This window comes from Corynebacterium kroppenstedtii DSM 44385 (genome assembly GCF_000023145.1).
GTDB classification, from domain to species: domain Bacteria; phylum Actinomycetota; class Actinomycetes; order Mycobacteriales; family Mycobacteriaceae; genus Corynebacterium; species Corynebacterium kroppenstedtii.
Genome location: NC_012704.1, coordinates 64,367 through 83,068, shown reverse-complemented (window position 1 = coordinate 83,068; position 18,702 = coordinate 64,367). Strand labels below are relative to the sequence as shown.

Annotated in this window: 16 protein-coding genes; 4 read left to right on the top strand and 12 right to left on the bottom strand. The window is 53.3% G+C overall.

Features of this window, described 5'->3' with window-relative positions; all coding sequences use genetic code 11:
• Positions 1–106: 106 nt before the first annotated feature.
• Positions 107–1,138 (bottom strand): glycosyltransferase family 4 protein, encoded by a 1,032-nt coding sequence (locus CKROP_RS00345; RefSeq protein WP_012730752.1) that lies wholly within the window; start codon positions 1,136–1,138, stop codon positions 107–109.
• Between the two features lie 118 nt (positions 1,139–1,256).
• Here CKROP_RS00345 and CKROP_RS10435 point away from each other — a divergent pair, with 118 nt between their 5' ends.
• The gene (locus tag CKROP_RS10435; RefSeq protein WP_169302933.1) at positions 1,257–1,736 is read left to right on the top strand and encodes a hypothetical protein; all 480 of its coding nucleotides are present in this window, start codon (positions 1,257–1,259) and stop codon (positions 1,734–1,736) included.
• A 33-nt stretch (positions 1,737–1,769) separates the two neighbouring features.
• Here CKROP_RS10435 and rfbA read toward each other — a convergent pair whose 3' ends face one another.
• Complete coding sequence (rfbA, locus tag CKROP_RS00335) at positions 1,770–2,669, bottom strand: glucose-1-phosphate thymidylyltransferase RfbA (RefSeq protein WP_012730750.1); 900 nt, start codon at positions 2,667–2,669, stop codon at positions 1,770–1,772.
• Between the two features lie 430 nt (positions 2,670–3,099).
• Here rfbA and CKROP_RS00330 point away from each other — a divergent pair, with 430 nt between their 5' ends.
• Positions 3,100–4,725, top strand: a complete 1,626-nt coding sequence (locus CKROP_RS00330) for a sugar transferase (RefSeq protein ID WP_052292300.1) — start codon at positions 3,100–3,102, stop codon at positions 4,723–4,725.
• 1,593 nt (positions 4,726–6,318) lie between these two features.
• Here the strand turns inward: CKROP_RS00330 and CKROP_RS10430 are convergent.
• The 3 genes from CKROP_RS10430 to CKROP_RS00315 all read right to left on the bottom strand — a co-directional run bounded on the left by CKROP_RS10430 (position 6,319) and on the right by CKROP_RS00315 (position 7,751).
• Positions 6,319–7,161 carry a VOC family protein gene (locus CKROP_RS10430; RefSeq protein WP_012730747.1) on the bottom strand — a complete coding sequence of 281 codons (843 nt, stop codon included), beginning with the start codon at positions 7,159–7,161 and terminating at the stop codon, positions 6,319–6,321.
• On the bottom strand, positions 7,161–7,454 hold the full coding sequence (locus tag CKROP_RS00320; protein ID WP_041628978.1) for an RNA-binding S4 domain-containing protein: 294 nt from the start codon (positions 7,452–7,454) through the stop codon (positions 7,161–7,163). Before CKROP_RS00320 ends, CKROP_RS10430 begins: the two co-directional genes overlap by 1 nt.
• A 69-nt stretch (positions 7,455–7,523) precedes the next feature.
• Positions 7,524–7,751 (bottom strand): hypothetical protein, encoded by a 228-nt coding sequence (locus tag CKROP_RS00315; protein ID WP_041628705.1) that lies wholly within the window; start codon positions 7,749–7,751, stop codon positions 7,524–7,526.
• A 1,847-nt stretch (positions 7,752–9,598) separates the two neighbouring features.
• Between CKROP_RS00315 and CKROP_RS00310 the strand changes: the two genes are divergently transcribed.
• Positions 9,599–11,188 carry an ABC transporter ATP-binding protein gene (locus CKROP_RS00310; protein ID WP_012730744.1) on the top strand — a complete coding sequence of 530 codons (1,590 nt, stop codon included), beginning with the start codon at positions 9,599–9,601 and terminating at the stop codon, positions 11,186–11,188.
• Between the two features lie 548 nt (positions 11,189–11,736).
• Here the strand turns inward: CKROP_RS00310 and CKROP_RS00305 are convergent.
• From CKROP_RS00305 to CKROP_RS00275, 7 genes are all read right to left on the bottom strand, one after another.
• Positions 11,737–12,126, bottom strand: a complete 390-nt coding sequence (locus CKROP_RS00305) for an SdpI family protein (RefSeq protein WP_012730743.1) — start codon at positions 12,124–12,126, stop codon at positions 11,737–11,739.
• 26 nt (positions 12,127–12,152) lie between these two features.
• Positions 12,153–12,875, bottom strand: coding sequence for an ABC transporter ATP-binding protein (locus CKROP_RS00300; protein WP_012730742.1), 723 nt, complete (start codon positions 12,873–12,875; stop codon positions 12,153–12,155).
• Between the two features lie 5 nt (positions 12,876–12,880).
• Complete coding sequence (locus CKROP_RS00295; RefSeq protein ID WP_012730741.1) at positions 12,881–14,272, bottom strand: FtsX-like permease family protein; 1,392 nt, start codon at positions 14,270–14,272, stop codon at positions 12,881–12,883.
• A gap of 273 nt (positions 14,273–14,545) precedes the next feature.
• Positions 14,546–14,986 carry a hypothetical protein gene (locus CKROP_RS00290; protein WP_012730740.1) on the bottom strand — a complete coding sequence of 147 codons (441 nt, stop codon included), beginning with the start codon at positions 14,984–14,986 and terminating at the stop codon, positions 14,546–14,548.
• A gap of 27 nt (positions 14,987–15,013) precedes the next feature.
• The gene (locus CKROP_RS00285) at positions 15,014–15,352 is read right to left on the bottom strand and encodes a hypothetical protein (RefSeq protein ID WP_041628703.1); all 339 of its coding nucleotides are present in this window, start codon (positions 15,350–15,352) and stop codon (positions 15,014–15,016) included.
• A 23-nt stretch (positions 15,353–15,375) separates the two neighbouring features.
• Positions 15,376–15,807: an alpha-amylase inhibitor gene (locus CKROP_RS10425; protein WP_052292299.1), complete on the bottom strand. Its 432-nt coding sequence runs from the start codon at positions 15,805–15,807 to the stop codon at positions 15,376–15,378.
• 626 nt (positions 15,808–16,433) lie between these two features.
• Positions 16,434–17,810, bottom strand: a complete 1,377-nt coding sequence (locus tag CKROP_RS00275; RefSeq protein ID WP_148209595.1) for an MFS transporter — start codon at positions 17,808–17,810, stop codon at positions 16,434–16,436.
• Positions 17,811–18,075: 265 nt separating this feature from the next.
• Between CKROP_RS00275 and CKROP_RS00270 the strand changes: the two genes are divergently transcribed.
• On the top strand, positions 18,076–18,678 hold the full coding sequence (locus tag CKROP_RS00270) for an ArsR/SmtB family transcription factor (RefSeq protein WP_237698427.1): 603 nt from the start codon (positions 18,076–18,078) through the stop codon (positions 18,676–18,678).
• The last annotated feature ends 24 nt before the right edge of the window (positions 18,679–18,702 follow it).

Here is an 18,702-nt window from a genome sequence, read left to right as displayed (position 1 = left end):
CGTAGGTTCGGATCGCGGCGGATATCGGGGGTGAATTGGGTCGGTAACGTCGGTACGCGGTAATTAATAAGTTTTATTTACCTGAAAACCGATGGTAATTCTACCCTTAATTTCCCCCCGCTTTCGAATAGCACACATGGAGCGCGTCCGTGAGAGTCGCCACGCTGTGATTGTCCTGGACCTTTTCCCACGCATTCCGAAGTGACTCGGGCTCGTCGATCGCCCTGATAACTTTGCGAGCAGCGTCGTCAACCCCATCGAAACGCGCCTCAGCCGGGCACTCCCGAAGAGCAGGGATGTTTTGAACCAGGACAGGCACACCGATGTCATTCATCTCGAGCACGGCCATGGGGTACCCGTCCCACAAAGCTGTATGAAGTCCGACGTTAACCCCCGCCAGGCGCGAATACAGATCGTCTTTATCGAGCCAGCCCGTAACGTGAACCCCGGCGCGCTGCAACGACGCGGTGAGGTCAGCGTCCCCACCACCGAGCCACTGGAACTCGACGTCGGGCCGCTCTTCATGCACCCGGCGCGCGATCGCGGCGAAGAGTTCGGGGCTGCGCTGGGGTGTGACGCGCCCGGAAATCCCCACCGTGGGGGCGCCGGTGGGGTTCCATGTCACCCCGGTAGGCATCGTGGCGTTAGGTATCACGACCTGCGGTATTCGGCGGTTGAGCCGCCGGAGAACGTCGCCTTCCCACTGGCCACAGGGCGCGAAGACAGAAGTTCCCCACGACAATGCCCATTCGGCGGAATAGAACACCGCGCGGTGTAGCGCCGAGATGTCTTTCCGCGCGAAGGCCACACCGTGGGGTGTGTACACCGTGGGTGTGCGGCGCCTACTTCCGCGCAAGCGGGCGAGGCGGACGTACGCGCCGGCAAAGCTGGAATGAGCGTGGATCACATCCGGCGCAATCTCGTCGCGCACTCGTCGAACTGTGTCGATGGCTGCCCGGTGCTCGTCCGGAAGGCGCCACGACCGGCTGAATAATTCCGGGTCGGGGTCGGCTGGTGAATTCGCGCGACGGGCGGTGTGGAGCACCATGTGCTCGTGTTCGGGCACGAGTGACGCATACATGTTGATGGCCGTGGCGACGCCTCCGGCGAAGCACTCTGTGACGTGGAGTATTTTCATGTTCTCTGGTTCGTGGGGTTCTCGTTACGGTCTGGGCAGGTGGCGGGGCTGCTCCCCGCGTTCATGGCGGGGCTGATAGTTGCGCAGGTGCAGTGCGTACTCACGTATGATCCTCGATATGTTCATCTTCCAGGATGCACCAGCACGCAGGTCCGAAAATGGGTTGCACGGTCTGCTCAATGTCGGTTTTCTTGCTGTCGTGATATTTCGGCTTTCTCAGGTTGCGGGGAAGCGTGTACCTCTCTTGGGGTCTGTGGTTAAGCAAATTAATCATGTCGTGACGGGCGCCGACCTGGCGTGGGAAGTCTCCGTCGGACCCGGTTTTATGTTGTACCACCCCACCGGCGTTGTGATGGGCCGTCGGGTCAAAGCCGGTGCCAATCTGAAGGTGCAATCCTCTGTCACAATCTCCGAGGCCCCGCGCGGACAGGAGACGGTCCTGGGCAACAATGTCCGTTTAGGTGCAGGTTGTCGGATTATCAAGCCTCTTTCACTTGCCGACGATGTGTCCGTCGGAGCAAATGCTGTGGTGACAAAGTCGTGCGAGCGCCCGGAGGCCGTGCTGGTGGGCATCCCCGCGCACGAGTTATCTGCGTAAGCGACCGGGAGCAATCAGCGCTATCCGCGTAAGCTACCTGCGGAGTAGGTCCAGCAAGTAGGAACCATATCCGGATTTAACCAGCGCTTCGCCCCGCTCGCGGAGTTGATCGTCAGTCAGATGGCCCATCCGCCACGAAACCTCTTCCGGGCTACCGATCTTCAGCCCTTGCCGCGATTCAATGGTGCGCACAAAGTTCCCCGCATCCAGGAGCGAATCGTGCGTGCCCGTGTCCAGCCACGCCGTCCCCCGAGGAAGAACCTCGACCGTAAGCCGCCCCGCATCCAGATATCGCTGGTTAATGTCGCTGATTTCCAGCTCCCCACGGGCCGACGGAGCAAGGTCCTTAGCCATATCAACGACATCGTTGTCATAGAAGTAGAGGCCAGGGACGGCATAGTGAGATTTCGGGTGCGCTGGCTTTTCTTCGATCCCCAGGGCGCGGAATTGCGAGACCGACGTGTGCTGACGGGGCGCATCACCCTGATGTTCAAATTCGACGACGCCATATGCGGTGGGATCTTTCACCCAGTAGGCGAAAATAACGCCGCCGTCAGGTGCGGTGTGCCTCCGGAGCTGAGTGCCCATGCCTGGCCCGTAGAAGATATTGTCCCCGAGGATGAGGCACACGGGCTCATTGCCAATGTGTTCCTCCCCCAGGACAAACGCTTGGGCAATGCCTGCTGGTGAGGGCTGTACCGCGTAGGAGATCGAAATGCCGAAGGCGGATCCGTCGTTTAAGAGTCGGTGAAACGCGGTGGCGTCGTGAGGGGTGGTGATGACGAGGACGTCAGTGATACCCGCCAGAATAAGGGTAGACAGCGGGTAGTAGATCATGGGTTTGTCGTAGACGGGCGTGAGCTGCTTGCTCGTGCCCAACGTAATTGGATGTAGGCGGGTTCCGGTCCCGCCCGCCAAAATGATGCCCTTCACAGTTACCAGCGTACCTAGCTTCCGTAGTTAGGGTTTGGTGAATATTGCACCTATATTGCAGCCCCCACAACCGCATTGTGGCCAACCTCACAAATGGGCGTCGATAATTTATAGAATTATCTTCATAATGCCCCCAAGCGACCCTCGATGATCCACTAATCCGCATCTAAAAATCGGCATTAACAGCACCAACTACATAGGACGCAATGTCGCAAAAAATAGCCCGCGACGTGCAGATGGAGCGGCAGGATCGCTGTTTTTTCGTCGTTATGAAGCCCCTATGTAAAGGATTGGTTAACAACAGAACCAGAAGCATGAAAACTCGACCAATAGGTCCTACTATATGGGCGTTATCAAATTGTTATGAGGATCAACCCACCGCTCCCCATTGCAATGCTCCTGACTCCTACCCTCCCTATCGGCGGTGCCCATGAGCCTGTTACACATCACTGGCCTTCGTCTCGCGGAACGACCCACCCGCGCCCGAGAACGCCACACTGACGAGCATTCCGCTAGACCTGAGCTGCGCGTGCCCCACCACGAAATTCCAGCGTCCAGCGCCGACGACTGCGTCGAGACCGATACCCCCTCCGAACGGGAGTCGATACGATGTGCGCACGCATCGCGAATCGGGACATTCATCCTGATCAGCCAGGGAATCGCTATGGTGTTGCTCATTGCGGCCGCCGATTTCCTGCCGTTCACGGCTCATAATGCGCGCGCGTTCGCTCTCGGGTCGTGCACGGGCACAGTCCCGATGTTCGTCCCTGAGGTCATTCTTTTCGCTCTCTGGATGATGGTTGGGCGCATGATGCGCACAACAGATATAGCAGTCCTGGGCCAGGGTGCGTTGGAGTACTCCCGCATCGCCCGGGCGGCGACGTTCGCGTTCGGGCTCTTCGCCATCCTGTGCGAGTTGACTCAGTACACCTCCGGCTTCCGGTTCCTCGTCTTCACCTACCCTGTCGGCCTGGTGACGCTGCGGCTCATCCGGTACGGGTGGCGTCGGGTCTACTGCTGGCAGCTGGATCACAAGAAGCTCAGCCAGCGGGTCATTTTCATCGGCGACCCGCACTCCATCTCCGAGGTGTACGGCACACTCCGTCGGCAATTGGACAATAGGTTCGACATCGTCGGGTTCTGCAGTACACAGTCGGATGAGCACAGTGAGGAGCAGCTCGCGGAGCTCAAGCGTCGTTTCCCTGACGCGGAGATCCACGATAACTGGCATCAGATTGACGTCATGGTGTCCTTGCTGCAGGCCGATTCCGTGATCGTCACCGTCAGTAACCAGATCGGTATGAACGATATGCGCGAACTCATGTGGCGCCTGGATGGCCTTAATCTTGAGCTGCTGGTCGCACCGGCGGTTGCCAATGTCACGGGCCGACGCGTCCAGATGCTGCCTATTGCCGGGGTCCCGCTGCTCAAGCTGGAGCACCCCCAGCACGCGCGCACGCACTGCGTTGCGAAAATCGTGTTTGATCGCGTGGTGGCTGCCCTTCTGCTGCTAATGGCTTCTCCCCTGCTGCTGGTCTGTGCGCTGGCTATCAAGCTCGACGACGGCGGCCCGGTTTTCTACACCGCGGAACGAATGGGCAAGAACAACAAGCCGTTCGGGATGATCAAGTTCCGGTCGATGGTGCAGAACGCGGATCAAATGGTGGCCCAGTTGAAGGACCAGAGCGACGGCAACGACGTGCTGTTCAAGATGAAAAATGATCCGCGAGTGACGCGGGTGGGTTCGTTCTTGCGTCGCTACAGTATCGACGAACTGCCGCAGCTATTTAACGTTCTGAGGGGCGATATGAGCCTGGTCGGGCCACGTCCCCCGCTGCGGCGTGAGGTCGAGCAGTACACCGGACTGGTGGGCAACCGGATGCTGGTCCTCCCCGGAATGACTGGCCTGTGGCAAGTATCGGGACGGTCCAACCTCTCGTGGGAAGAGTCAGTGTCGCTGGATCTCAACTACGTCGAGAACTGGAGCTTCATGGCAGACCTGATGATTCTGTGGAAGACGGGACGGGCCGTGCTCACCTCCGACGGGGCGTACTGAGTTCAGGCGAGGTGCGAGTGGGAATGTACCCCATCATTTCCACAGACATAGTCGATTTCGACCAACCTAAGGTAAATAACGCATAAGGTGTACCGATTTTGGGCGCTAAAAACAGCGTCTGTAAGACGATTGCTCCAGGTATCAGGTCAAATGTTAAATGGATCATCCGCGGAAACCTGAGAGTAGATAGGGTAGAACTTTGCTAAGAAGTATGTCTAAAACCTCCAGGTGGATTATCTCTATTCCGGTTGCCATTTCGCTACCGCTCGTTAGCCCAGCTCCAGCTTTCTCGGCTGAGACAAAAAATGAACTGGGCATGTACACAGTGAAGTGCCAAGTAGTGAAGAACGGACCAGGAAACCCAAAAGTAGGATTGATTTACGGTAATCATCCTAAGAGTGCTAAAAAAGCTGAGAAAGATGCGGATTTATACACGAATAAATTCGGAAAAAATGCGCATAAAAGGCACTGTCAAACTCAGTCTAGGTATACAAATTCTGGAGCTTTCACTGTAGGCGGTGATCCGATTTAATATGCTAGGCGAAACCCTTCTTTTTACAACCTATTTCCTCGCTCGAGAGTCTGACCTTGAACGATTTCATAAACAGTATTTAAAAAGGATAGATAAGGCTCGAGAAATCACAGAGATACTCTATGTAACTGACGAGATTACACGTGGAGGAGATGAATTATATCGCGAAGTCATGATGCTAGATTTCCGTAGGGACATGCGAGACTTTGGCACTTACCCATTTGATGAATCTGAATGGGGTTTATATAGCCTTTCATGTGTGGCTAAAGACGTTGACGAACCCGCCAGCGAAGGAGCTAATGTATCCAGGCTATGGTATGACTTGGCTTTGGGTGAAGAGACAGTACCTAGGGAATTTACCAGTCACGTAAACGCCGTCAATTTGTCAAGCGATGGCAGAGGGTTCCCTCTAGGATCTGTTTCTCCGAGATAACGATCCGCAACCTCGGCGAAGAACACCAAAGAAAAATGCCGTGACCTCTTGATTCAGGCGCCAACGTGCAGTACCGCCGATTAGACACCTCACTATATCCACCACCAAGCCCGCCGAGACTAGTCGCTGGCGCGCCTATCCGGTGGCGTTATTCCTGGTGTTAACTTTTCTCTTTGGCCGAAGTTGCTGATAGGTGAGCAGACGCACGTATCGAGCGTTTTAGGGAGCTTCCGCGCCATATCCACAGTTGGGGGTTTCACAAGCCGTTTTTCGCGTTGATCGTCACTAAGTCGCTAATCATGGGCTATGTCTTTTACCGTACCAGTGGGAGTTTTACAGGTTTACAACTTTAAGTGCACCGTAAACCTGCACCCCTGTAACACTCAATAGTAAAGTGCCCCTGAGTGTTGGGGAACAGACCCAATCTAGGTGGATATCCACAAATACACCTACCACGTGTCCTGGTCGGAAAATGACCAAGAATGCATCGCCATCGTCGCCGAGCTTCCGTCGCTGCCATGTCTAGGTCTAGGTCCCGACCGCCACCCGAACACGCACCCCCAACGTCATCTACCTCATTGAGGTGTACCTCAACGGGACATGCGGGCGGAGGCTCCGCGCATTTTAGTTAGCCGAAAATGTTGTCCCCTTCATGCGGTTCCTCCACATGCTCCGGGGCCTCGCATACTGTCAGCGCAGCGCCAGTGGGGTCCGCCAGGATCGCGATCTGGCCGAACTCGGTGTTTTGCGGCTGGACGATGATGTCCCCACCGTGTGCCTGCGCGTACTCGGCGGCGTCGACAATGTTCTCGACCCCGAAATACGTCGTCCATCGGGACCCCGACGCATTCAACTCGGCGGCTCCTTGCTCCCCGGGGAACCACACCCCGGCGTAGGCGCCCCCTTCACTCACGGCAGTGATGACCGTGTGGGCACCCTCCCCGTGACGCATGGTGTTCCACCGCGCCACCTGCGTGTAATACGTCGCGACGTCATCGATGCTCACCCCGTCGGGGAGAATGGCCGCGAGCTCATGCCACACGGGCGTGCCTGGCTCCCCGCCAGCGATGAATGGTTCCGACGCCGGATGGATGAACCCTAACTGTGCGCCGACGATATCCGTCGCGGCCACCATCGGTCCCCGCGGCCCGTCGACCGGCTCACCGGCGGTTCCGCCGTGTTCGCGAGATCGGTCGGCTACCGCGCGAACGTCGTCGGTAAGGAAAGACAGCATCCATTGGTTCGGTTGATGCTGGGCGGTGCTACCGATGTCTGATGCCACCGGAATGATGCCCGCGATGGGCATTCCCTGCTTGCGTGCGTAGTAGTAGCCGCTGCTGTTTGCGCTGTTGTCCGCGCTGTCGATCTCCCAGCCGAACAAGCCGCGGTAAAAGTCCGAGGAGCGCTCGAGGTCATACGTGCGCAATTCGTTCCAGAAGGGCATGCCTTCACTAGCGAAAAAGGCGGGCATTACATGTTCCTCCACTTTTCCGGGTCGAAATCGTCGTCGGCGGTGGCTTCATCGAAGTAGTCATCCTCGTTATCGGGGCCACCCACTTCTGCTCCTATAGAACCGATAGTGACGACGTCACCGTGATGCAGGGTGTGCCCCCTGTGGGTTTCAACCTGGCCGTTGACCTCGACGCGCCCCGCGGAAATCACTTCCTTTGCTTCACCACCGGTTTCAACGAGGCTGGCCAGTTTAATGAATTGACCGAGCTTAATTGACGAATCGCGAATAGCCGTCACCGGAAAAGAACTCATGCCGCTAGTGTATGCGAGCACGTGCGTGTGGCAGAGATGGTGCCGCACTAGACTCCTGCAAGAGTGTATTTAGGCTTTTTCTTTGTGCCACCGCTTTCGAGTCCATTGCCCTACAACGGATCCAATTGTTACTGAGGTAATAGCCGCCACGATGACGAAAACCGTGACGCGGTTCCCGACGTTCAGCGCACTGAGCAACAACCACTCAATGACCATAACGCCCACGGCGATGACCAGGACTAAGAGCATTGCTCGAGTAATCCGCTGCGCGGGTGGATGGTTGGATTGGTTGCTCATAGTACGCATCCTTTCCTGTCCGTCTCTCTTATGTGTGGTGAGGCCGGAAACCCGGTTGGGTGATATTTAAGGCAGTAGCCATCTCTGATGTACATGCTAACCAAAAACCCGTTCGCAAACTATACTAATTTAATATTGTGTAGCCTATACTTGGGTTCTGTGAGCTGCTGACTGCCACTAACCAGCAGCCGTCACCTAGGGACACTGAGGAAGGAAAACCATTGATAAATCATCGTACGAGCACTCAAACATTTACGAGCGATAATATACGTCGGTTCATATTCGTTCTAGCCTTGGTGTGCCTTGTATTCGCGACTGTTTTTCACAATCCGGATGGGTCCATGACAATTACGTTAAAATTGTGTATCCGTGCATGGCAGTAGCATTAATTAGCCTCTTTGCATCAAAGGAAAGGCTGAACGTTAAAAATGTAGTTGTGGCGCTTCTTATTGCCGTCGCTGTTATTTTGGCTGTTTCTCTTGCTGTTTAGCTTGTTGTTTTAATTTACGCAAACGTCGTGTGGTAGTAGTGGCCGGCACCAGGATGTCACTTCCTCCAGACATGGGTAGGCCCCGCGCACGTCTCCTACAGCGAAGACGAGTGGACCGCTCCCGATCTCATCCTCGTCCTGTTTTAGACCTATTTACCAGGAAAGCTCCTATAGCAGTGATGACGAGAAATATGACTGCTCCCACAACGGAATGATGGGAAAACCCTAGATAAAGGGATATAGCTACTCCGAAAAGTAGAACAATAATGGCGTTTGGAGAAAGTTTTCCGCGGTTCATGTCTTCCCTCCAATGGGATGGCTTATGGCCATTGAAGAGGCCTAGCATCCACGGCCACACGACAAGGGTGCCTGCACAAACGAATACATTCTAATCAATCGCCCTCAGTGAGGAGGATAGTCGAGGTATTAGCTTCACTCAATAGAAAATAAGTAATCGCGCATCAATCACCGAATTGGTTTTCAAGGTGGAGCGGCGTTCATAAAATTATCTTCTTAGCGCCCTCGAAGTCGCCTGCCATTGACACCGACACTATGAAGAAGCAGCCACCCTCCCCAATTTCGCCACTTGCCTCACCTATCCCCTGTACCAACGACAGAACTCCGCTATAGCCAGACCCTAATCCTGCCGCATGACGGACTGCTGCCACCAAGCCGAGAAATCGGTGCCGGATGTGGAGACGACCTCAAGGAAACCATGAATTAATGGCCTAAGTGGGACTCCGCGGCCACATCAGAGGTAGCCCGAACCTAGTGCTTCTCATCTTCCGCCGTACCCTTTGTGCTGCACCTAACCTCAGTAACTATTTCTCTAAAGCCCTGCCTTGATGTGGTATATGTTTGCATACACGGTAGCTTTAAGCGCTTGCTCTGGATAAATCGTGAATGGGGCCAGATTGTAAGTTCCTGTCACGAATAACGGCAGCATCTGCTACTACCACAATTGCCTTGAGAGCAACGCCTGTCAATGTGCAGATTCACTCTGCCTGGAGATTCGAGTTTTGAACTCCGTTACTGTCCAGACACTGGTCAGTATGAGTTTTACACACCATCGAGGCTTTTCCACACGGGCCGGCTCATACAGGCGTTCATCGTTGACCGGGGGATAATGATGCTTTAAGAGCAAGACGCACTGCGCGTTTGTTGCGCACGTTATGAACACCAGAAATAGTCCACTTTCGACATCCGCTGCGCAGTACTAAACGAGATCACTCAACTTCGGCGTGAGGCCAACGTAAACACTCCCACAAAGATCGCCAAGGAAATATAAATCTATGACGATTAGTTCTCTCCTTCGAGGTATTGCCGGGCTATTAACGCTGGGCCTTGCTCTTTCATTATGCGCCACCGCAACAACTCTGCTTTTGCCGCACTCGTCAGTCAGCTTCTGTCTAGCGTGAGTGAAGGTAATTTCTATAAGCCGCTTACACCACTATTGCTGACGCTTCTGGCGACATCAGTGTTTACAGCCTCGACCACCTATGTGACTTCTATTGCGGCAGATCGAGCTGTCCGTGACATGCGCAAGAAGATCACAGATCATCTTCTCTATTTGAAAATGAGCGAATTTGAGAAAAGAGGGGCCGGCAGTTTCACTAGTCGTATTACGTCGGATACCTCGATCGTCAGCACCGCCTTTTCGTCGACGGTCATCGACTTTGTTGGTGGCTTCACAGTCATCATCGGTTCGCTCGTTTACATGGCGGTTGTGGACTGGAAGTTACTTCTCGTCGTCATCGCGGTTCTCCTGATAGCTTTGGTAATCATCGTGCTCGTTTCGAGTTCCCTCCGGAGCCTCTCATCGAGAGTGCAAGATCACCTCGCCGCCCTGGGAGATATATTGCAGCCGGCTCTATCGGCATTCCGCACGATTAAGGCCTTTCGGTCTGAATCGAAGGTTGCGAGAGACATATCCGTTGAGATTGACCATGCCTACCAGCATCGGCGAAAAATGAGCCTTGTCGAGGCCGTCCTTGAGCCCCTCAGTACGGTCGCATCGTACTTAGCGCTCGTCACGGTTGCTCTCGTCGGTTCGATCCGATTGAACAACGGAGATTTATCGGCAGAGACCCTTACTATCTTCGTTACGGCTCTATTTCTAATGCTCGCTCCCGTTGCGCAGGTAACCCAGTCTTTTGGCACCTTATTCGAGGCTAAGGGGGCTCTGGAACGAATCGACGATCTTTTCAGCCTCGATATCGAAAATCGGGATGAGGATGGTTTCACCCGCTCGCGTGATGTCAGCGTCGAAGGCGCCGTTGAATTCGAATCTGTCTCTTATTTTCGTAACGGCCAAACAATACTGAATGACGTATCCGCAGCGATTAAACGCGGTGAAAAGATAGCACTCTCAGGGGTATCCGGGAGCGGAAAAACCACTTTGTTCGGACTTATCCTTCGTTTTTACGATCCGTCCGCCGGTGACATTCGTGTGGGTGGCCGTTCCCTCAAAGACTGGTGTATGCGGGATTTGCGGAAGGCGATAACTTATGTCGAGCAAGAACCTGACCTACTGCCGACATCCCTAAGGAACAACTTAATTCTGGGAACAAATCATGCTCCCTCGGATGACACCCTAATCACCTTGCTCGAGCAGTTCGGGCTAGATAAATTCGCCAGTTCCGACGGCTTGAACCGCCCAGTGGGCTATAGCAACAGCGGTCTATCAGGAGGCGAGCGTCAGCGGGTAGCAATCATCCGTGCAATCTTGCAAGACTCGTCGGTCGTCTTGGTCGATGAGCCAACATCAGCTCTTGACGCAAGTTCAGCAGAGCTGGCAATGGAACGTCTCCTAAACATTGATGCGACGGTCATCTTCGCATCGCACGATAGGAATGTCATTAAACGAGCGGACCGTGTTCTACGACTTACCGGTGGCAAACTTGTCGAAGACGACGTTCCGGCAAGTGAGAAAGGTATTAATGAATAACCCGGTTATTGCGGGAGGGTTATGATGCGGCATTCGCATGGGTATCCTCGCGCTCCGATATCTCAGGGCAGGTAACTATCCGGAAATGTCTGATTACCAATGCTTACTAGGCTACCCGGACGGGAAGAGCCAAGGTGTCCTCCAGTAAACGGCTCATCAGACTCCTGAATCCTGGCCCACTTTTCAAGATCTTCGTCCGTAAAAGAAGTACCGCTGCTAGCTTTCCACGTCGTCATAAAAGCCCTCCCTCTCTGAGGGTTTTTGTGCCCCATCGCGTGAGAGATGAGCCGAACGTTGTCAGTATTATCCTGGTTACCTTTCGGAACCCGAGAGTAAAACGATTATCTCCATCCGTGGTTCTCTTTGCGGCTACGGGGATTTATGCACGACATAATAGTGAGTTGTGTGAGACAGTGTGTGACGTAAACCCGGTGTTTAACACTAGTGAATAATATCGTCATCCCTGACAGACATGGAGCCCTCACGTTCGGAGAGCCCAGCAAGCGAAGAATCACACGCGTCTAAGCCCCGTGACGGAAGCAGACGACTTATACCCCCTCCGCTTCCATTTGGTCGTTGATCTCCTTGGCTGCGTTGTTGGCGACTACAGCCGCCCAGCACAGCCCACCAATGATCACGGCGTAGCCAAGCACTCCGCAAGTGACGGCCACGACGCTCATTTCACCTCCGAAGAAAGAAGACAAGAAAAGTGCTGCTGTAAGAATTAATGCGACGATGCCCGTTCTTTTGAGAATCGGTGCTGCTGCACGGTGTCCAACATCCCAACCTTCGTCAGACTTTTTCGTTTCTGCCGTTCTGATACCGATCGCCGAGTTTCTCGGAACCTTTCCCGAGACCGCGTTTTCGGGGATGGTCAAGCACAGAATACTCACGATCACAAGACCAACCGACGCGATCAAAGCTGCTACCACTGGCATGTTGTTCCTCTTGTCCTCTCACTCACTTATCTGGATTCGATTGCGGAGAACAACGACGCAGCTGTCGGCGAAACCAAGTTCCTAACGAGCTTTCCATCGGAGATGACGACTGCCCTGTCTGCCTGAGCCGCAATTTCCAGGTCGTGAGTAACCATGATCACCGTTGTACCCCGAGACGACAGCCGAGAAAGCTCACCGATCACCACATTGGTGGACGATGAGTCGAGCGCGCCGGTGGGCTCATCAGCAAAAAGAACACGCGGTCTGACAAGGAGAGCTCGAACGATCGCCACGCGCTGCCGCTGACCACCTGATAGCTGTGCTGGATAAAACTTGAGCTTGTCGTCGATCCCAAAACGCTCAAATTCTCTTCGGATATCTCTCTTGGAGACTCGTTTCTTCGAGAACTTTAGACTCAACTCCACATTTTCAAGTGCGGTCATGGAGTCGATGAGGTTGTAATCCTGGAATATGAAGCTAGCATTGCGTCGGCGTGCACGACTTCGATCGTTCCTCGACATAGAGCCAAGGTCATTACCACAGAGTATTGATTTTCCGGAGTCAAACGTTTCTAATCCAGATATGCAATACAAAAACGTGGATTTTCCTGAACCCGACGGGCCAACTATCGAAACAAATTCACCCTCCCCCGCGGAGAAATTAATCCCCTTGAGAATTTCGTCATAATCCCGTCTATTTATCTGGAAGGATTTCTTGAGGTTTGAAACCTCTACGAGACTATTCATCATGGGATTTACCTCGTTAATGTCGTGACGTTCAACTCTGAAGAGCTTCGCATGGTCGGTACAATTATTGAAATCGACAAGAGTATGAAACTTGCGGTGAGTAAGAGAAACGTCTCGCTCCCGAACCAAACTGGAGACGCATGTGGAACAGGACCTGCAGCGAGTACCTTGCCCATAAAAAACGCGTTAACCGCTAGCATGAGGAATGCTATGACAGTCGAAGATAAATAATAAATGAGCGATTCACAGACTGCTGCAACACGGATTGTTGAGGGCCGGGCTCCGAGGACCTCAAGAAGTGTAATGTCATGATTTCTCAGTCGGCTTGTCAAATATACAGAGACAATCGCGGACGAGGCAGCAATAATCACTGGCAGGCCGAAAACTAAAATAATTTGTCCGGGAGGGCTAACTTGTAAATCCTCCTCGCTTTGACCGAGGGCGACAGAAACGTTCTTGGTTTGAGCGACCATGCCAAATACAGACCCAACAGAGGCAGCAGCAACAACTAACGGGGTAATCACCGACGTTGAGACAATCGATCGTCGGCACGCGGATGTCTTAGCAATAAACCACGAATCGGACTTCGTAAATGAAAACAAAGCCCCGACAAGTCTCACAACAGGATGGACCAACGCCTTGTCAGAGATGCCATATGCCAACAGTAAGCCGAGGGCCGCTCCCCAATATGCAGAAATCAGGCCACTTAAACTATCTGGCTTGGTGACCGGTGAGGTATTAGCGATTGCTATATAGCCGACAGCTATACCAGCAACGATCGCTATCGAAGGGAATAAGCGTAGGAACCCGGTTTTGCCTCGTTGCTCAGGAGTTTCTGCAACAGCTTGAACTGGATCGATCTTAGACATAGCTGCCGATCCAAAGAGTGTCGCTAAGAGGACAACTCCGAAGGCACTCAGGGGGCCAGATAGGAGGGCACCGATGTTAATCGACTTCGACTCTAACCCCGGCGTCAGTAAGAAACCGGTCCGCCTCACCAGATCAGTGAAGGCAGGCCACGAAACATAACCGAGAAATGCACCTAGCAACGATCCGACTAGGGACGACAGAGAAGCCAAGAGCACATAGCGCCACCGGGCTTGACGCGGTGACGCTCCGATAACCTGCCACAATGCCACTCGCCGGGAATCTTGACGAATCGCGAGGCGGACCACACTGGGAGCACACAAGATGACGGACAAACACGTTAAGGCAATCTGCAAGCCGCCTATTGCAGCGAACTGTTCCCCAGCGTCAGTCCCTGAAGCTTGAGCGCCAACAATGGTCAAACCTAATGACAGCGTGAGCATCCAGGAGGACACCGCAGTCACAATGAGGATTGACGCCGCCATCGGGTGCAGATCTCTCAGCTCTTTGAGCACAGTGAAAGCTTTCTCCATATACAGACCAATAGAAAAGCAAACAACAAATACTAATTAGACTAACATAACGAACACGTCCACAGACTATGATGACGTGACACGTCCAAAAAGTGCACCCCCGCGTTTTGCTCCTCAAATCACCAATAGGCTACAGAAGGCCTGATGCAACACCGAAAACGGTTTAAGCAAACATTAGCCTAAACCCATTGGACGTAAGCGGCTATGAAGCTATATCCATGTGAAGGTAGTATCCGGTGTGTACGCGAATACATTGCGAAATTTTTACATAAGCTATTGGTAGATGCAGCCATTAATTTCATTCCCGGTTCGGCTGACTCGGATACCACGTGTTCGGCTGGGGAATCTCGCAGGAAGTCCTTCCTCGAAATCGATCTCTAATTTCTCGCCGACAATCCTCACTTCATCACCGTCTGAATCAGGGGTGTTGGGGATATCCACAATTGTGACAAAAACAAAGACTGAATATTCTTCTTTATATTCTTTTTTTTTCTCAGGGGTGATCTCCTTGCCCGGTGGAATGATCTCTGTTAACAGGAGTCTAAAAGTCGGTTCAGTGTGACCGGCTTGATAGGCGTCCTCGGAGGAGAAATGCACCGTGTTCGTTATGCGGAGGGCATCGACGCATCTTTGATGCCGTGCTTTTGCCTGATCAAGATCGTCGTAGCGGCATACGAATTTGGTAAAAAAGCACCACGTTTCAACCTCGTCCATGCCACTTCCTTTCTCTAGCATGAGGGACTACATGACATCCATAGACGTTGTGTAAGCGCCTCGAGGCTGGTATTTCTTCTGCGTCTTACAATGACGCTTTGTATGATTTGAGCCGAATTTAGAGACGAACAGATCGGCATCCTTCTCGGCTTCATCAGGATCGCTGGAGTGATTACCGAATACAAAACCACTGACGGGGTTCCCCGGAGCATTCTCATGCACCTGACATTTTACCGTGTATGTCCCGATACTATCCTTGTGACGGGGATCGCTTTTCCCTAATGCGCCAGCCTGAGGCACGAAACATGTGGAAAAAGTAAGAGCCACAATCACTCCGGAAGCGATTTTACTGCGTAGTGTTTTCATGTCTTCTTCCTGATCTTTACTCTCTAGCAGAGGTAGACTCCGTCGACCCGACCAATAGCAGGGCCGACGTTAGAACGGGTACCAGGCTGGATTGCTTTACATGCCGTGTCGGGGCCAAAGGCTAACTTGACTTTAATGCGTTGGGGTTCTTTCCCACCGCAATTGTTATACACCTGAACAAATCCTTTTTCGGCTTTCGCGACAATACAGTTCGGCGCCGTCGCTAAATCAGCCGATCTAGCCTGCCTTTTCCTTGACAGATCAGATGGGATTAGTTCAACCCTAGCAATGTCGCCTTTTTGAAAAACAGCGCTTTCGCCTGGAGCCAGTACTGTTTCTCTTACGGAATCTGCCGATAGTGCATCAGGTGCCTCACTAGCGTAAGCATTCGCCGGAACGACTACCGTCGCCGCTAGAGCTAAAGCTGCTACAGCTGTTGAATGAAAGATATTCATCGTCGATCTCCTCGTACTTGGGGACACGATCATATGAACGTGGCCGCTTGGACTAGGGGTATGGAGCAGTTGAGGTCCAGGCTATCAGCTTGTCTCTAAACAAGGGACCTTGTTACCAATACTGTCAGGCAGCTCTAAGTTGACGAACGTGCCCCACACCCCTAGACCGCAGATAAGTTTGCCAGACTGAATGAACACGTTACCGTTATTGTTGTTGATGTTCGTGGAGATAACGAGTCTTTCTACCCAGAGCAATAGATAGTGAACAGTCTATGGGTAAACACTAACGGGTTCCTTAATCGAATGAGCTATAACGCCGTTAGAAGAACCACCGATGACCTCGCGATGCACAGGACCGTCGAAGAACGAACCGAGCAAGCGGCGGCGTTTGAGATCGAACCGAAACCGTTCAAAAATCGCAGTAGCTATCCTGCGCGCACGCAATCCTGAAGTTCGTACCGAGCATGATGTTTCCTACGACATCGTTGCCACACCTCCTTTTCGCCCCTTGTTCCTCGTGTAACCTCCAAAGTCGGGAAGCGAAAGAAAAATGAGGATTGGCCCTGGGCTACCCTCTGGTCAGCGGAACCGGTCTTGTCCAAGCCATAATACCTGACATCACGAAATCAATGGGTGCGAGCCTTGTTCGATACTGGCGCACGAGTTGTTGCCAGAAAAATGAGGACCAGTACAGCTGCTACAGCAAATACGGCACTTGCGGTTCCCACAGCCTGATGAAATCCGGCTAGAAAAGTATCTTTTCCAGCAATCATGCCGCCTAGAACTGCGACACCAAAAACACTGCCGGTCTGACGGGCAGCATTAATGACTCCACCAGCGACACCTGTGTATGAAGGCGGTGCCGTCGTCACAGCTGCGGATGTAGCAGCAGGCATCGCGAATGCCATACCAAAACCTGCAATGAAGGACACGATGGCGATTAAAAGATATGGCGTTGTCGAGGACAAAATGACTAAGCTTCCGAATCCAACTGTTCCAATCAGAAGCCCGATGAACATAGCTGGAAATGCACCAATGTGGGCTGCCACCCGGCCACCCAAGGGAGAAGCGACTACGGCACTGCAGGCCTGAGGAGCTAGAGCAAGCCCGGCGATAATCGGTTCATAGTCCCGATAAGTCTGGGAAAATAATGAGAGAGCAAATAGCTGCCCGAAAAAACTGACATTCAACGCGAAGCCGACAAGAGTTGCGGCGGAAAACCGTGGGCTCCGAAAGAGACCGATGGGCAGCATGGGATCTGGATGACGATATTCCACCCATACGAAAAGTAGACTCAGTACACCGCCGATCCAGAGGACCAGGAGTTGCTCCTGCGTCCATCCCCGCTCCCCAGAAGAGATAACAGAGTAAGTAATAGCCACGAGCGCGCCAATCGAAAGCGCCTGCCCAGCGGGATCCAGTCTATGCGTGCGATCATGAGGGGAAGCATCGATACTGTGAAAGGTCAACCAGCAACCAAATGCAATGATCGGTAAATTAACCCAGAAAACTGTCTGCCACCCAACCGCAGATACAAGCAACCCACCAAGTACCGGACCACACGCGGAAGCGATGCCACCGGCTCCACCCCAGAGACCAATCGCACGTGCGCGCTCAGCAGGGTCAGGATAGACCGTTGCTAATAATGCCAGTGAACCGGGCACGATAGCCGCTGCACCGATTCCTTGAAGTGCCCGAGCAATAATCAAGACACCCCCGCTTGATGACAAGGCACAAACAAGAGAGAGCACCCCAAATTCGACCAGTCCGAAGACGTAGACTGCGCGAGCTCCCAAGCGATCGCAAGCAGCACCCGCAGACAGCAGGAGTGCGGCAAAAGCTAATGTGTAGGCATCGACGACCCACTGCAGCGTCACCACATTCGTATTCAACGAAGTGGCCATGTTGGGAAGTGCAACATTCACAATGGTGGTGTCGAGCATGACGATAAAAAATCCCAGTACCACAGACACCAATGCCCCGGTTTTTCGCTGTACGGCCACCGCTTGCCCCTTCCATGTCATCTCAGACGATTTCTTTTAGTGATAAATAGCTCGAACAGCGGTGTTACGGCGCTGAGCGTTGAGGTGGCGCACTGTAATAAGTTCGTAAGCCCAGGTAGAAGCTGCCGTCATAAGTGTCCCTGTACCGCGAACCTTGCGTGCTCACCGTCATCACTCCCCTGGTTTTCGTCGAAATTGATACGGTCAAGTGTGACCTAGGAACAGTTCGGCGAGCACCGAACTAATTGAGCCCCACACTGGAGCGATGGATATGCGCACGTTCCCTGAATCTCTTCCGGATATTTCACAGACTGCCGGTGCGCTAGCTGACACGTCCCGTGCAGCTATGTGTGCAGCTCTTATGGATGGGCGCGCATGGACTGTAGGGGAACTAGCTAATTACTGTGTCCTTGCACGTTCCACTGCCTCGGCACACGTCAACATCCTCGCTGACCAGGGGCTAGTGGTTGATATCCACCAAGGACGACATCGTTATGTCCGGCTTGCTAGCGATGAGGTTGCCCATGCCATCGAGAAGTTAGGGGTCCTCACTCAGAGAAAGCTTGATACTGCACACAGCCTCCGGGCTTCCAACTCAGCTGATCGGTTCAGGGCTGGTCGCACGTGCTATAAGCACTTCGCAGGCAGACTTGGAGTAGAGCTGGCTGAACAGTTTTCCAGCCGGGAATATCTAACCAAGACATGGGAGCTCACGCCCACGGGCTGCGAATTGCTGTCTACATGGGAACTTCCCCACCCGGATTCCTTGACTGCCACTCCGTGCATGGACTCGACCGAGCGACGCTTCCATATCGCGGGGTCCCTTGGTAAAGAATTGTGCACCACATTCTTCGATATGGGTGGGTGAAACGTATTAAGGAGACTCGCGCTG

Excerpts from the sequence above, each read along its gene's own strand:
- CKROP_RS00345 (WP_012730752.1), bottom strand. The coding sequence starts at position 1,138 with ATGAAAATACTCCACGTCACAGAGTGCTTCGCCGGAGGCGTCGCCACG.
- CKROP_RS10435 (WP_169302933.1), top strand. The coding sequence starts at position 1,257 with ATGTTCATCTTCCAGGATGCACCAGCACGCAGGTCCGAAAATGGGTTG.
- CKROP_RS00330 (WP_052292300.1), top strand. The coding sequence starts at position 3,100 with ATGAGCCTGTTACACATCACTGGCCTTCGTCTCGCGGAACGACCCACC.
- CKROP_RS10430 (WP_012730747.1), bottom strand. The coding sequence starts at position 7,161 with ATGCCCGCCTTTTTCGCTAGTGAAGGCATGCCCTTCTGGAACGAATTG.
- CKROP_RS00320 (WP_041628978.1), bottom strand. The coding sequence starts at position 7,454 with ATGAGTTCTTTTCCGGTGACGGCTATTCGCGATTCGTCAATTAAGCTC.
- CKROP_RS00315 (WP_041628705.1), bottom strand. The coding sequence starts at position 7,751 with ATGAGCAACCAATCCAACCATCCACCCGCGCAGCGGATTACTCGAGCA.
- CKROP_RS00310 (WP_012730744.1), top strand. The coding sequence starts at position 9,599 with ATGCGCCACCGCAACAACTCTGCTTTTGCCGCACTCGTCAGTCAGCTT.
- CKROP_RS00305 (WP_012730743.1), bottom strand. The coding sequence starts at position 12,126 with ATGCCAGTGGTAGCAGCTTTGATCGCGTCGGTTGGTCTTGTGATCGTG.
- CKROP_RS00300 (WP_012730742.1), bottom strand. The coding sequence starts at position 12,875 with ATGATGAATAGTCTCGTAGAGGTTTCAAACCTCAAGAAATCCTTCCAG.
- CKROP_RS00295 (WP_012730741.1), bottom strand. The coding sequence starts at position 14,272 with ATGGAGAAAGCTTTCACTGTGCTCAAAGAGCTGAGAGATCTGCACCCG.
- CKROP_RS00290 (WP_012730740.1), bottom strand. The coding sequence starts at position 14,986 with ATGGACGAGGTTGAAACGTGGTGCTTTTTTACCAAATTCGTATGCCGC.
- CKROP_RS00285 (WP_041628703.1), bottom strand. The coding sequence starts at position 15,352 with ATGAAAACACTACGCAGTAAAATCGCTTCCGGAGTGATTGTGGCTCTT.
- CKROP_RS10425 (WP_052292299.1), bottom strand. The coding sequence starts at position 15,807 with ATGAATATCTTTCATTCAACAGCTGTAGCAGCTTTAGCTCTAGCGGCG.
- CKROP_RS00270 (WP_237698427.1), top strand. The coding sequence starts at position 18,076 with ATGGATATGCGCACGTTCCCTGAATCTCTTCCGGATATTTCACAGACT.